Source organism: Neobacillus cucumis, assembly GCF_002860255.1.
Lineage (GTDB): Bacteria > Bacillota > Bacilli > Bacillales > Cytobacillaceae > Neobacillus > Neobacillus cucumis_A.
In genome coordinates, this window is the sequence record NZ_PGVE01000040.1 from 136,176 (window position 1) to 149,738 (window position 13,563).

A 13,563-nucleotide genomic window follows, 5' to 3' on the forward strand; every position below is an offset into this window, starting at 1 on the left:
GTAGTTTATTGATTTGTATTCAACTTCACATCATATGCATTGCTAATATGAATACGGTATTTTCCTTCACCAGATTGGTAAACAGCGCTTTTTTGTGCAGCCTCTATCTCATTACCCTTAGTTTCTTCCGAAACCTTCCATTCCTTTCCTCTCAGCTGTTCAACTCCCATTGCCTCAACCTTCAAATTACTATTTTTCAACACATCGACCGTTACGGCTGAGGTACTTTCAATATTCCAGTCGTTGATCATTGTACGCGGCTTTAAACTAAGCGAGTCATTACTTCCAACCACTTCAAGCTTTAGATCATGGGGGATTAAGATGGTTGCCGCTACCAATCCCTGTGAATGAAACGGGCCCATTTCATCAGGGAGCATCTTAAAGTTCAGATAAAGCGTGTCCCCCTTCTGATTTGCAGTAATGATATCCTCCGCACTTTTTAATAGTGCTGTTTTTTTGGCCGATTCCACTCTGTATGTACCAAACATTGAGACTTCTTTTGCCTCTGTTGCCTCAATGGTCATATCATACCCAACTGATTTGACTACTACACGTTTGATACTATCATCGGTCTTATAAGAAAAAGCCGGCAAATCATAGGAACGCACTTCCCTCGCCATTACTTCTTCCACCTTGCCCATCACTCCGGTGGAACTGAGGACAGCAAAAGCGATTCCGGCCATACCAATGATCCCTACAAAGAAAATACTGAGAAAATCATATTTTAAAACAGGCTGCTCCTGTCGGGAGAGAAACAAATAGACTAGAATTTCACCGCCCAAAACCACTAGCAAGATCGGCCACCAAGCTGTAAGTATCTGAACAAGCTTTAAGTCAAGAAACTTTGAAAAGAAAAGGAAGAGGCCGAGAAAAATAAGCGAGGCCCCCATCGAAAATGTTCCAACACGCCAAGTCCTCATTCCTTATGCTCCCCCTTTGTTTTTTTTAAAAGGAACCCAATTCCGGCTCCAATCAGTACAACACCTGCCATCCTGCTTCCCCACTTACTCATGGCCTTTTGCCTCCTTTTTTGGTTTAGTTCCGGTTAAAAGCTTGATTCCACCGCCAATTAACAGCACACAGACTAGCGCAGTCTGGAAATATCCCTGAATCCAATACATGATATCAACATTAATTAAGCGGTTAATCATTGGCGCGAAGGCCGGAAGCAGGATATTCATGAATAAGTAATAAACCCCTAACAAGACAAGGCCAATTCCTACCCATTTTTGATGGTTTATAAAATAAGCGATAATTGGTTCATCTTCCACCTTTTCCACCCCATATTTTGAAACCTTTTGCATGGCATCAAAAAAGCTATAAAACCAGATAATTGGAATTAAAAACAAGAAGATTCCGAGTCTTAAAACATCCAGGATATAAATGGAGAACAAGAATGCGGCCATTAATTGGATCCCGCGGCGCTGGAGACCTAAGTAAAGGTGGCCAGCTCCTGGGAAAATAGACAGGAAGGTCGCAATGGATTTACTCTTCTTGCCGTCTTCCCGGCGCATGTCAAAGTCTTCAAAAATGGTTCGGTCTACAAGCTCCTCCCCGCGCTGCTTTTTATTGACCTGCTGCACCGCATCAAAAAATCCATATACCCAAATAATCGGCAATCCTGCCATGAAGACCATAAACTCCCCTCGGTTGGACATGGCAGTGACAAAGATGACCATGACCGCCAGCCCTAAAAACGCCCCAAGCAAAGTTAATCCCCTGTTCATAAGACCAATTTGGAAATGTCCCAGCCCCGGGATAAAGGAAAGGACAATCGTGTAAAAGCGTTCCGAATCCTGTGCAGATTTGTTTGGATTCTGAAGGTCAGGGTTTTCTTCTGCGAGCAGTGCCTTCTTTTGCTTCGATATTTGTACGCCCATATCAATGAAGCTGACCAAATAAATAAAGATTCCTGCCATAAATGCTAAGATGGCAACTTCTTCAGTGTTAGATACTAATCCAATAACCGTAACGAATGCCAGGCCAACCACTGAAAGTAGATAAAGAACCCCGCGAATCATGTTGCCAAAATAAATATGACCGAGGCCGGGAAAAAGTGATAGTGTTAATGCCTTGGTTGAGCTTTTCATTTCTTATTTGCCTCCTTCTTTTCTAGTGAATCCATCCATGCAAATGTTTTATTAATAACGCCTTCCGTCACAGAAGGCTTAGGCTTCTTTTCCTGAATAATCGGTTTCTCCATGCCGCTGGCATAAGAAGCCAGCGATTGAAACGCCCCTGAGAACATAAGAAGCAGCGTCGCCGCAGCCGCCAATAAATAATGAAACCCTGCCCGCTGATACAACGGCTTTTTGTCAGCGTCAGCGGTGACAGGCACCGAATCCACCATTTCCACAATGTCATCAGCACTTTCGGTGACAGGCACCGATGGGACTATTTCCACATTACTTACGATTTTATTGTTAAAAGGCACCCTTTCCATTACGTGGTCGGTGAAATTGTATTCGTCGGGAAGGACCGGAAGGGATGTTTCATTTTCTGTTACAGCTTGTAGGTATATTTCTAGACATTGATCGCATGTATAGAGATGATCTTCCAACTCTTCACGGAGAGGAACATTAAGTTCGCCCTTCACGTATTGCTGCCAGTCTTCGTAACTGTAATGCCTCATGAAAAATCGTCCTCCTTCCAATTCTTCTTCATCCAACTTCTTGCACGATACAATTTGGTCTCGATTGTTTTTACCTGAACATTTTGTTCCTCAGCCATTTGCTGGTAGCTTTTTTCAGCTATGTAGAAACCATAAATCACTTCCCGGTAATTTTCCGGTACTTCTTTTAATTTCATTTGAACCAGACGGCGTCTGTCTTGGGAAATCACTTCTTTTTCCACACTATCCTTCGGTGTCCCTAACGCCTGCTGTTCAAGCGCGTCTACAACATCCTCTCTTCTGCTTGCCTTCTTTCTCTTTATATCTATCGCATGGTTAACGGCAATACGTGTCATCCACGTTTTAAACCCTTGATTTTCATACTGGGAGAGAGAGACGTAAATTTTTATAAACACTTCCTGTGCAGCGTCTTCTGCTTCCTTTTGATCGCGAAGAACCGCAAAGACCGTCCGGAACACATCATTGCGATACTTCTCGACCAAAAGCCGAAAGGCATGATCGTTGCCCTCGAGTACTTTTTCAATTAATACGGTGTCACTAATCGTTCTCTCCCCCTTTCTTTCTTCTTTCACATCAATAGACGTAACAACGTCAAACGAACCCTACACCTATTTTTAAAAATTTATAAATTTTTTTCATCATCGTCACTGCAAAATAAAAAACGTGAAGGGGAACTCCCTTACACGTTTAATCGTCACTATTCTGTGAAACGGATTCCATTCGGCCTATCCCTTCTTGCTTGGTAAAAGTAACGGAATATTAATCCATTAAAGCCACAGGTATATCTTCTCTTGAACGCGCATAGCTATTAGCAACATGGCCAAAATCTGTCTGTTTCATGTAGAGCGCTCCCTCAGATACCTAATTTTGATAATTTAACAAAATAATCCCATTTAAGTATGTTAAAATGCTATTAGAAAATATTTCATGAGGGAAGGATGCAAATGTTCTGGTCGTTACTTCTAGCTTCCTACTTAATTGGAAGCATTCCTACTGCTTTAATAGTGGGCAAGCTGTTCTTTGACGTCGATATCCGCGAGCTTGGCAGCAAAAATCCTGGTGCTACTAACACACTGAGGGTACTTGGAAAAAAGTGGGCCGTGTTCGTCCTTCTTATCGATCTGGCAAAAGGCTCCATAGCTACATATCTGCCAATCTACTTTCAACTCGATGCAGAACCGCTATACTTCGGACTGTTAGCAGTTGTGGGGCACTGTTTTCCCATCTTTGCAGGCTTTCGAGGAGGCAAGGCCATCGCAACTACCGCTGGCGCCCTGTTAATTGCCAACATTCCATTACTCATCATCACCTATGTTTGCTTCTTCATAGTTATTTTCCTAACGAAATATGTATTCTTCGGCTCCATCTCAGTTGGAGCCAGCATGCTCGTTTATGCCCTGCTCTCTCCTAAACTGGAATTAGAACTGATCTTCTTAGTATTCTCACTTTTTTTACTGTTTCTGCACAGGTCCAACATAAGAAACTTCATCCTTGGCATTGAACCAAAGATTAACGATAAGAACCTGAATAAAGACCGCATCCCTCCAAAGAACGGCGGCGGCTATAAAATGTAAACAAAACGGGGGCCTTCACCTTGAAGTGCCCCCTCCCTTTGTTACAATAATTTAGATATGATGCTGTCTGCGACCGTCTGCCAAATTCTAGCATCCGTTAGATAGGTTTCTCTCAGTTGTTTATACATCGCCATTTGCTTCTCTTGAAAATCTGGTGCATCCTGGTCAGGAAGCCCTGCACGTCTCTCCGTTACAAGCGCCTGCATCTCTGGTGCCCTCGGCCCCCATACGGCTGCCTCATTGCCTTCTTCATCGATAAAAATATAAATAGGAATCGCACGAGATGTGCCGTTGGTCAGGTATTGGTCTATTAGCTCGAGATTTTGATCACGGAGCACAAAACGTAATTCCATCCCCGCCGCTTCGGCTATCTTCATCAAAATCGGGTTGTTGAGCAGCGCATCACCGCACCAATCCTCAGATAAGGCAATAACCCTCAAATTTTGGTCTTTAATAGGAGACAGCTTGGTTTGATCCTCTTCCGTTAGATGGAACTTCTCATAAATAGTCAGCATTTCTTCTTTATTTTGCTTCATGGAGTGGAGATACTCCTCCACCGTCAATCCTTTTTGAAACCATTCATTTAAATTCATCTAAAAAAAGCACCCCTTTTATAGCAATTTTGACATATCAGCAAGCTTGATAACCGTTTTCCAATTACGAACGGTGGCTGGAACGCTGAGCTTTGGCAGCTGCAATGCAAGCTTAGAATCCCTAATACTCTTACGGAAAAAGAAATAGACTTCCTTCCCTTTAATTTTACACTCTTCTAGCTCATTGTTATAAGAGTACATGTGGTCTATGCCCTCCTTGGAAGGTTCTCCCCCCAAAAAGGCAACTTGAACACTTTCCCCTTCGTTTAAAGAATCCGTTAAATATGGACAATCATTAATAACTTGTTGAAGTTCCTCCGCCGTTCTTAAAACAACCGGAACAGGAAAACCAAAAGTATGGTTTAGTTCCTCTTCAATATTCATACTAAGTTGTTCGGCTTCCTCTTCTGATTTAAATAAAACATTTCCACTTTGAATATATGTTTTGACTTTTTGTAACCCCATCGATTCTAAAAGACTTTTCAAATCTGCCATTTTCATCTTATGATGCCCGCCAACGTTAATTCCACGTAAAAGCGCAATATAAATAGCCATTCCTCAGCCCCGCTCCTTTTAAATACCTGCTTACTAAATCTTACCATTTTGTACGGGTGTTAAACATGCTTTTATTTCATCTAATAAGAAGGAGACTAGCAATCTTTTGAAGAACACTATTATTAATCAAGTGATGGCAATGGAGGAAGAAATATGATTCCACAAAGGGTTAGTTTACTTACAATTGGTGCCTATGATTTACCTGTACTTCGTGCATTTTACAAATCCTTAGGATGGGAGGAAACAGAAAGCAGCTCTGACCATTATGCTGTCTTTAGAACTGCTGGCGTCCTGCTGTCCCTTTTTCCAATAGCGGAGCTGGCAAATGATGCGGGGGTTGACCTGCCACAATCACCTGAAACCTTTCGCCCCGTAACTTTTGCGATAAACGTAGAAAAGCCAGATCAAGTGGATTCTATCATCCAATTAATTCGAGAATCCGGCGGAAGGATTTTAAGGGAACCAAGTGATGCGTTTTGGGGCGGTCGCACTGCTTATTTTTGCGACCCGGAGAAGAATCTCTGGGAAGTTGCTTGGAATCCCAGCGCTGTCTTTGATGAACGGGGTGCGATGATCTCCTTTTAGAAACGAGGATGCCTGACATCCTCGTCTTCTTTTTCTCACTCCATTATTCCATACTCCTTCATATTTAATTAAACGTTTGATTAATTTTTCTAAAAAACTAAACAAACGTTTGATTAAATCCCGATCATACCTTATGAAACCTAGGTTCAGGTTAACTTTTAATAATAGTTACAATCAGTAAAACCAGAAATTATTGCTGAGATGAGTCACCTACAACATGTTTCGACAGGTTCTCCTACTATCTCTTACCAACTAAACGTTTGATTAAAAATTCAATTACCCCTTACAACCAAAGGACTTTTCTCCGATTTCCCGGGAAAAGAATGTCGAGACATGTTTCGACATTCACCTGAAATAAAAAGCTGGCAGAATCTATTCTGCCAGCATATTCCTATCAAAATCTTTAATAAGCATGATTACTACCATTCAGCAATCGTACCATCTTTATGTCTCCAGACAGGGTTCTTCCAGTTGTGGCCTGCTTCAGCATGCCTCCTAACAATTTCCTCATTGACTGAAATCCCTAATCCAGGTCCTTTTGGTAAGAGCACCGAACCATCTTTATAATCAAATACAGTCGGGTCAGCGATATAATCTAGTAAATCATTGCCTTTGTTATAATGAATTCCTAAGCTTTGTTCCTGAATAAAGACATTATGGCTTACAGCATCAACCTGCAAACAAGCAGAGAGTGCAATCGGACCAAGCGGGCAGTGCGGGGCAACGGCAACATCATAGGCCTCAGCCATTGCAGCAATCTTTCTGCACTCCGTAATTCCTCCTGCATGGGAAAGATCAGGTTGAATAATGTCTACATATCCATCAGATAGCAGCTGTTTAAAGTCCCAACGAGAAAACATTCTTTCGCCGGTTGCAATCGGAATCGTCGTCGCTCGGGCGATTTCCCGCAATGCTTCATTATTCTCAGGAAGAACGGGTTCTTCTATAAACATCGGACGAAATTGCTCAAGTTCCTTCGCTAAGACCTTAGCCATTGGTTTATGTACCCTTCCATGAAAATCAATACCAATTTCCAGATCATTGCCGCAGTACTCCCGAATAGCCGCTACACGTTCAAGCACCGTATCGATTTTCTTATAGGAGTCGATGTATTGAAGCTCTTCTGTCGCATTCATTTTAATGGCCGTAAAACCAGCTTCTGCTTTTTCCTTAGCTTCCCGCCCCACGTCACTTGGCCGGTCGCCTCCAATCCAAGAATAAACACGAACAGAGTCACGGCAAGCCCCTCCTAGCAAGTCATAAATAGGAGCGTTATAGTATTTCCCTTTAATATCCCATAAAGCCTGATCAATCCCGGCAATGGCGCTCATTAAAATTGGGCCGCCCCGATAGAAACCTGAACGGTACAGTGCCTGCCAATGATCCTCTATTCTCATGGGATCCTTACCGATGAGATATTCTCGCATTTCTTCCACTGCAGCTTTGACGGTATGTGCCTTGCCTTCAACAATTGGTTCGCCCCATCCAACAATTCCTTCGTCCGTTTCAATTTTTAAAAATAACCAGCGTGGAGGAACGACAAAGCATTCTAGATTAGTTATTTTCATTGAATAATCCACCTCTTTGGGAATTAATAGTTTTTGAAAAAACAATTTCGCCAATCACTTTTGAGCCAATAACCGTAGATAGGTCCACTTGTTCATCCGTTGCTTCAATTACATTTTTAATTTCCAGATAGGAAAAAATTTCCACAAAGGCCTTTCGGAGTGGATTTCCTCCGCCAATCACCACATAATCCAGCTCTTCAAGCCTTTTATGCTGTTGAATCGATTGAATATCGCCTGCAATCACGGCACCGACAAAATAGTTTGCGCGCTGATTTTCATCCATTTCTTCAAATAAATCTAATAGACGAACATGATAAAGGGAACGTGATAAACCAAACTTCTCGCTAGATTGATAGCCTGCAATCAGATACTCCGGTTCAACCTTCGTGATTAGCTTTTTATTTAGGGAACTGGATAGGATTGTTTCTCTGCTGACAGCAAACAAAATCTCTCCGCATAAAGTAGAATAGCAGGATTCAATTTTCCAATCAGTTATAAAAACAAATTTCGTATGAGAACCCGGCAGAAGAATCAACCCTTTTCCTTGCAAACCCAACTGGTTTAAAAGTCCAAAGGATTCCACTTCTTCTCCCCTCATCACATCGTAGCGATCAATCTTATCCGCAAGTTTTCCAGTGTAATGCTCCGTTTTATTCCTCATTCCCGGTACAAAAATGCAAGGGATATGATAGAATTGTTCAATTAGTTGTAACGATGAGGCTTTTGCAAAATCCTCAATCATTGCCGGTCCTTCAATATGCTTTACCTCATAAAGGCCTAGGTTGGATGTAATCATCCCTGTTGCCACAATATACTGAATATCGCTGCTTCGGAGCTTGTTCCGTAAAATAATCCCCTGCAGTCCTTCAGCTATTTTACTTTTAAGTGCATCCGCGTTCCCGTCTATCGCTGTATTCCTTACACCTACTGATAGCTTAATAGCATCGATCACTTTGTTACTCTTTTCATCGACGAGTCGAATACGAGAATTGGTTGTACCTGAATCAATTGCAATCATATACATACACTTCACCACTCGTATCTCATTTTTTATTATTCACACACATTATCGAATAGCTTCTACTAGCTTTTTAGCCCGATTATAAATCTCAGTAAAATTTTTCTCTACTATTAGTCTGTCATTCACTAATGTCGATCCGATACCGAGAGCAAAACTGCCGTGATCCAAATATTCCTTGGCATTATGTATATCCACTCCGCCCACAGGCATGATATTGACATACGGCATTGGCCCTTTTATATCTTTAATATATTGCGGTCCAAATGCCCGAATCGGAAACACCTTCACCACTTGTGCCCCTAGCTCATAAGCTCTTAAAATTTCAGTTGGCGTTAAAACTCCCGGAATCAAGGGAATATTATAACGATTGGCCATGATCATCGATCCTTCGTTCAAAGTTGGCGCTAATAAGAAGGATGCCCCAGAAAGAATGGCAAGTCTTGCCGTTTCCGTATCGAGAACGGTTCCAGCTCCCACCATCATGTCAGGAAATTTCAGCCTAATCATTTCAATCCCCTGGAGGGCATTGGGAGTATTCATGGTAATTTCGACGAAACGAATTCCTCCATCATACAAGGCCGATACTACCTCGTCTAATTCATTCGTTGAATTACACCTAATAATCGAAACAACTTTTTCCTGCTTCATTTTTTGTAAAAGTTTTTGCATTGGAGTCCCTTCTTTTCAAGGATATTGTTTCTCATTATGGAATACCATTCCAAATACAGCATCAGTTTATTTCATAATGAAAACGTTGTCAATTATTTTTTTTGAATTTATTAAAAATTCAGTCTAACTAACTATTTACCTTAACTAATCAAACGTTTGATTAGAAAATAAAATAAATTTACTAACATAAAGCTTTTCCTGCGAAATGATCAAGAAATATGTGGAGTCTTGTTTCGACTTTTTTCGTAAAAACAAAAAGCTGGCAGAACTAAATCTGCCAGCTTACTATTAACGTTTTTGCAATTCCTGCTGTAATAACTTATTAACCATCTGTGGGTTGGCCTGCCCTTTCGTTGCCTTCATCAACTGTCCAACAAGGAACCCAACGGCCTTATTTTTTCCATCCTTGAAATCTTCAACTGATTTCGGATTGGCATCAAGTACCTCTGCAATAATCTTAAGAAGTGTTCCTTCATCAGAAATTTGCACAAGGCCTTTCTCTTTCACGATTTGTTCAGCATTTCCGCCATTTTCAATTAACTCTTTAAAAACGGTCTTTGCAATTTTCGAAGAAATCGTACCATTTTCAATCAACTTAATCATGCTGGCTAGGCCTTCAGGAGTTAACTCCACCTGGTCAAGCTCCTTGCCCTCAGCATTTAAGTACCCAGAGACATCACCCATGATCCAGTTTGAAGCCAGTTTCGCATCTGCTCCACCGTTAACAGTTGCCTCAAAGAAATCGGCCATCTCTTTTGTTACGGTCAATACCTTGGCATCATAAACAGGTAAACCTAGCTCTTCTATATATCGCTTTTGGCGCTGGTCTGGAAGCTCAGGAATTTCAGCACGGATACGTGCTTTCCACTCCTCATCAATATACAAATCACATAAATCCGGCTCTGGGAAGTAGCGGTAATCATCGGAACCTTCTTTGACCCTCATAAGAATGGTTGATCCAGTTGCTTCATCAAAACGGCGTGTTTCCTGATCGATTGTTCCGCCTGAAGATACGACTTCACGCTGGCGCTTCTCTTCATACTCGAGACCCTTACGAACAAAGTTGAAGGAGTTCAAATTCTTTAATTCCGTTTTCGTTCCGAACTCCTCTTGTCCGACAGGACGAATGGAGATATTGGCGTCACAGCGAAGCGATCCTTCTTCCATTTTACAATCGGATACACCCGTATATTGGATAATCGATTTCAATTTTTCAAGGTACGCGTAAGCCTCATCAGGAGTACGAATATCCGGTTCTGAAACGATTTCGACAAGCGGCGTTCCCTGACGGTTATAATCGCACAAAGAATATCCTTTTTCATGATTCAGCTTGCCCGCATCCTCTTCTAGATGAATTCTTGTAATCCCAATCCTTTTCGTATAGCCATTTACTTCAATTTCAATCCAGCCATGCTCACCAATCGGCTGGTCAAATTGGGAAATTTGATAGGCTTTTGGATTGTCCGGGTAAAAATAATTCTTCCGGTCAAACTTTGTATGTGTAGCTACTTGGCAATTTAGGGCCATCGCTGCCTTCATTCCAAATTCTACTGCCTTTTTATTGAGGACAGGTAATACGCCTGGATACCCAAGATCGATCACACTTGTATTCGTATTTGGTTCAGCCCCAAAATGGTTTGGGCTTGCTGAAAAGATTTTTGAATCGGTTTTTAACTCAACATGGACTTCAAGTCCAATGACTGTTTCAAATTCCATTGTTTCCACCCCCTACAATTCCGGCTTCTGTTTATGAAAGTCTGTCGCTTGCTCAAACGCATGAGCAACACGATAAATCGTTGCTTCATCAAAATGCTTGCCAATGATTTGTAATCCAAGCGGCAGACCTGCATCAAAGCCGCAAGGTATGGAGATTCCAGGAACGCCTGCAAGGTTAACTGGAATCGTTAAAATATCATTGATATACATGGTTAACGGATCATCGATATTTTCCCCTATTTTAAATGCTGGTGTTGGTGTTGTCGGACCAACAATGACATCATAATTAGCAAAAACGTCTTCAAAATCCTTCTTAATTAATGTACGGGCCTGCTGTGCTTTTTTATAGTAAGCATCATAATAACCAGAACTTAATGCAAATGTTCCAAGCATAATCCGGCGTTTTACTTCATCACCAAAGCCTTCTGCCCGCGTCTTTTTATATAATTCAATTAAACTTTCTGCATCTGGAGTTCGATAGCCATAGCGCACCCCATCAAAACGGGCAAGGTTGGCTGACGCTTCTGATGAAGACAGCAAATAGTATGTTGCAAGTGCATATTTGGAGTGCGGAAGAGAAACTTCTTCCCAGACAGCGCCAAGACTCTCAAGAATCTTTAAAGAATCCATGACAGATTGACGAACTGCATCCGTCACACCTTCACCTAGATATTCTTTAGGTACGGCAATTTTTAGACCTTTAATATCGCCAGTTAAGGAAGCCGCAAAGTTTGGAACGTCAACGTTTGCAGAAGTTGAGTCCATCGGATCTAATCCAGTGATGGCTTGTAGTAAAAATGCGTTGTCCTCTACCGTTCTGGTAATTGGTCCGATTTGGTCAAGCGATGAAGCAAAGGCTACAAGTCCAAAGCGGGAAACACGTCCGTAGGTTGGTTTCATTCCAACGACGCCACAAAAAGACGCCGGCTGCCGGATCGAACCGCCGGTATCAGATCCTAAGGAAAAAAGCACTTCTCCTGCTGCAACTGACGCTGCCGAGCCGCCTGAAGAACCACCAGGTACCCTTTCAAGATTCCACGGATTACGTGTTTTCTGATAGTGAGAGTTTTCATTGGATGATCCCATGGCAAACTCATCCATATTTAACTTACCAATTGTCACTGTTTCTGCTTGATGCAGTTTTTGAACGACCGTTGCGTCATAGATTGGGTCGAAGTTTTCTAATATTTTACTTGCACAAGTAGTACGTAATCCCTTAGTGACAATGTTATCTTTTACACCAATCGGCATACCAAACAAAAGACCTTTAGAATCACCAGTGTTCAACTTTTCATCGAGAGACTTTGCGGTTGCCCGGGCACGCTCCTCATCTAATGTTAAAAAGGCTTGAACTTTATCCTCTACCTGTCCAATTCGCTTATAGGACTCTTCTACAAGGTCAGATACGGTTAATTCCTTCTTATGTATTAACTCATGAAGGTCCGAAACTTTATAATCAAATAGACTCAATGTTTTCACTCCTTACTCTCCCAAAATCGATGGTACCTTAATTTGACCGTCCTGATGTTCAGGTGCATTTTTTAGTACCTCTTCGCGCGGCAGTCCTTTTTGTGGAACGTCCTCACGCAAAACATTTTTCATATCAAGGACATGGTATGTAGGCTTTACATTTTCCGTATCCAATTCATTTAACTGTTCAGCAAAAGTAATAATCTTGTCCAGTTGTTTTGTAAATTTTTCGACTTCTTCTTCCGTAACAGCTAATCGCGCCAAGTTAGCAACGTGTTTTACTTCATCGGTAGAAATTCTTGACATCTGTTTGACCCCCTTTTCCCTTTATTATTTTATAATTGATAATAACAGACTTTTCTGCGTTACCGCAATGATTCCTTCTTCAGTATTAACAAACAAAAAGAGTTTTAGATGATCATTTACCATTTTAACAAATATGAAACCTGACAGGGTAAAGAGACGTCAATTATAATATGAAAAGAAACGTTGAATTTGGGAGAGTACTAAAATGAAAAAGAAACGAAAACGGAAGAAATGGAAAACCTTTTTCGTGCTGTTTCTGCTTTTTTGCACATTGGCATGGTTTCAAAATCACTATCAAAAACAAAGTTCCCCTCCACTCGTAAAAACAACCGATCCCTTTGCTATGGTGAAAAAATATCAGCCTTATATTTCTGAAGAATTAGCAAAATATCATCTTGAGGAACATACTCCTGTCCTTATTGCCTTGATGCAGCAGGAAAGCCATGGCCTTGGCGGAGACCCGATGCAAGCCTCGGAGTCGGCTGGGTTAGCAAAAGATACAATTACCGATCCTAAACAGAGCATACAAGTTGGGGTAAAGCATTTTCAGCGTGTCCTAACTTATGGTACTCAAAAAAAGGTAGATTTTCCAACCATTATACAGGCTTACAATATGGGCATTGGCTATATCGACTATGTGGCACAACACGGCGGTACGCATAGCGAGGAACTGGCAAAGGAATTTTCTCTTCTTCAAGTAAAGCAAAAACCAATCCTCTATAATTGCGGCGGTGACAAAAGCAATTTCCGGTATCCATATTGCTATGGTGATTTTACCTACAGCACGAAGGTGAATAAGAACATTCAACTGTTAGTGGATAGTGTTCCAGTGACAAACGGCGAAAAAACACCTAATGGTTCTTTTTAGGATTCA

At 41.5% G+C, this 13,563-nt stretch carries 15 protein-coding genes; 3 read left to right on the top strand and 12 right to left on the bottom strand.

Annotation, left to right across the window (positions count from 1 at the left end; genetic code table 11):
* Positions 1-5 precede the first annotated feature (5 nt).
* The 4 genes from CVD27_RS09785 to CVD27_RS09800 all read right to left on the bottom strand — a co-directional run bounded on the left by CVD27_RS09785 (position 6) and on the right by CVD27_RS09800 (position 3,204).
* The gene (locus tag CVD27_RS09785) at positions 6-920 is read right to left on the bottom strand and encodes a hypothetical protein (protein WP_101647713.1); all 915 of its coding nucleotides are present in this window, start codon (positions 918-920) and stop codon (positions 6-8) included.
* An 84-nt stretch (positions 921-1,004) separates the two neighbouring features.
* Positions 1,005-2,090: a DUF6677 family protein gene (locus CVD27_RS09790; RefSeq protein WP_101647714.1), complete on the bottom strand. Its 1,086-nt coding sequence runs from the start codon at positions 2,088-2,090 to the stop codon at positions 1,005-1,007.
* Entirely contained in the window at positions 2,087-2,668 is a 582-nt protein-coding gene (locus CVD27_RS09795; RefSeq protein WP_257984317.1) for an anti-sigma factor family protein, read from the bottom strand. Before CVD27_RS09795 ends, CVD27_RS09790 begins: the two co-directional genes overlap by 4 nt.
* On the bottom strand, positions 2,629-3,204 hold the full coding sequence (locus tag CVD27_RS09800; protein ID WP_101647716.1) for an RNA polymerase sigma factor: 576 nt from the start codon (positions 3,202-3,204) through the stop codon (positions 2,629-2,631). Before CVD27_RS09800 ends, CVD27_RS09795 begins: the two co-directional genes overlap by 40 nt.
* A gap of 372 nt (positions 3,205-3,576) precedes the next feature.
* Here CVD27_RS09800 and plsY point away from each other — a divergent pair, with 372 nt between their 5' ends.
* On the top strand, positions 3,577-4,206 hold the full coding sequence (gene plsY / locus CVD27_RS09805; protein ID WP_101647749.1) for a glycerol-3-phosphate 1-O-acyltransferase PlsY: 630 nt from the start codon (positions 3,577-3,579) through the stop codon (positions 4,204-4,206).
* Positions 4,207-4,247: 41 nt separating this feature from the next.
* On the opposite strand, the gene CVD27_RS09810 is transcribed toward plsY, so the two are convergent.
* The gene (locus CVD27_RS09810) at positions 4,248-4,799 is read right to left on the bottom strand and encodes a thioredoxin family protein (RefSeq protein ID WP_101647717.1); all 552 of its coding nucleotides are present in this window, start codon (positions 4,797-4,799) and stop codon (positions 4,248-4,250) included.
* Between the two features lie 18 nt (positions 4,800-4,817).
* Positions 4,818-5,354: a DUF1697 domain-containing protein gene (locus tag CVD27_RS09815; RefSeq protein WP_101647718.1), complete on the bottom strand. Its 537-nt coding sequence runs from the start codon at positions 5,352-5,354 to the stop codon at positions 4,818-4,820.
* A gap of 153 nt (positions 5,355-5,507) precedes the next feature.
* Between CVD27_RS09815 and CVD27_RS09820 the strand changes: the two genes are divergently transcribed.
* A complete protein-coding gene (locus tag CVD27_RS09820; RefSeq protein WP_101647719.1) occupies positions 5,508-5,939 on the top strand; it encodes a VOC family protein in 432 nt (143 codons plus the stop codon).
* A 419-nt stretch (positions 5,940-6,358) separates the two neighbouring features.
* Here CVD27_RS09820 and dgoD read toward each other — a convergent pair whose 3' ends face one another.
* From dgoD to gatC, 6 genes are all read right to left on the bottom strand, one after another.
* Positions 6,359-7,507 (bottom strand): galactonate dehydratase, encoded by a 1,149-nt coding sequence (gene dgoD / locus CVD27_RS09825; RefSeq protein ID WP_101647720.1) that lies wholly within the window; start codon positions 7,505-7,507, stop codon positions 6,359-6,361.
* On the bottom strand, positions 7,494-8,531 hold the full coding sequence (locus CVD27_RS09830) for a 2-dehydro-3-deoxygalactonokinase (RefSeq protein WP_101647721.1): 1,038 nt from the start codon (positions 8,529-8,531) through the stop codon (positions 7,494-7,496). Before CVD27_RS09830 ends, dgoD begins: the two co-directional genes overlap by 14 nt.
* A gap of 42 nt (positions 8,532-8,573) precedes the next feature.
* Complete coding sequence (locus CVD27_RS09835) at positions 8,574-9,197, bottom strand: bifunctional 4-hydroxy-2-oxoglutarate aldolase/2-dehydro-3-deoxy-phosphogluconate aldolase (RefSeq protein ID WP_101647722.1); 624 nt, start codon at positions 9,195-9,197, stop codon at positions 8,574-8,576.
* Between the two features lie 288 nt (positions 9,198-9,485).
* Positions 9,486-10,913 carry an Asp-tRNA(Asn)/Glu-tRNA(Gln) amidotransferase subunit GatB gene (gatB, locus tag CVD27_RS09840; protein ID WP_101647723.1) on the bottom strand — a complete coding sequence of 476 codons (1,428 nt, stop codon included), beginning with the start codon at positions 10,911-10,913 and terminating at the stop codon, positions 9,486-9,488.
* Between the two features lie 12 nt (positions 10,914-10,925).
* Positions 10,926-12,383, bottom strand: coding sequence for an Asp-tRNA(Asn)/Glu-tRNA(Gln) amidotransferase subunit GatA (gene gatA, locus CVD27_RS09845; protein WP_101647724.1), 1,458 nt, complete (start codon positions 12,381-12,383; stop codon positions 10,926-10,928).
* A 12-nt stretch (positions 12,384-12,395) separates the two neighbouring features.
* Positions 12,396-12,689: an Asp-tRNA(Asn)/Glu-tRNA(Gln) amidotransferase subunit GatC gene (gatC, locus tag CVD27_RS09850; RefSeq protein WP_101647725.1), complete on the bottom strand. Its 294-nt coding sequence runs from the start codon at positions 12,687-12,689 to the stop codon at positions 12,396-12,398.
* Positions 12,690-12,894: 205 nt separating this feature from the next.
* Here gatC and CVD27_RS09855 point away from each other — a divergent pair, with 205 nt between their 5' ends.
* Positions 12,895-13,557, top strand: a complete 663-nt coding sequence (locus CVD27_RS09855) for a lysozyme family protein (RefSeq protein WP_101647726.1) — start codon at positions 12,895-12,897, stop codon at positions 13,555-13,557.
* The last annotated feature ends 6 nt before the right edge of the window (positions 13,558-13,563 follow it).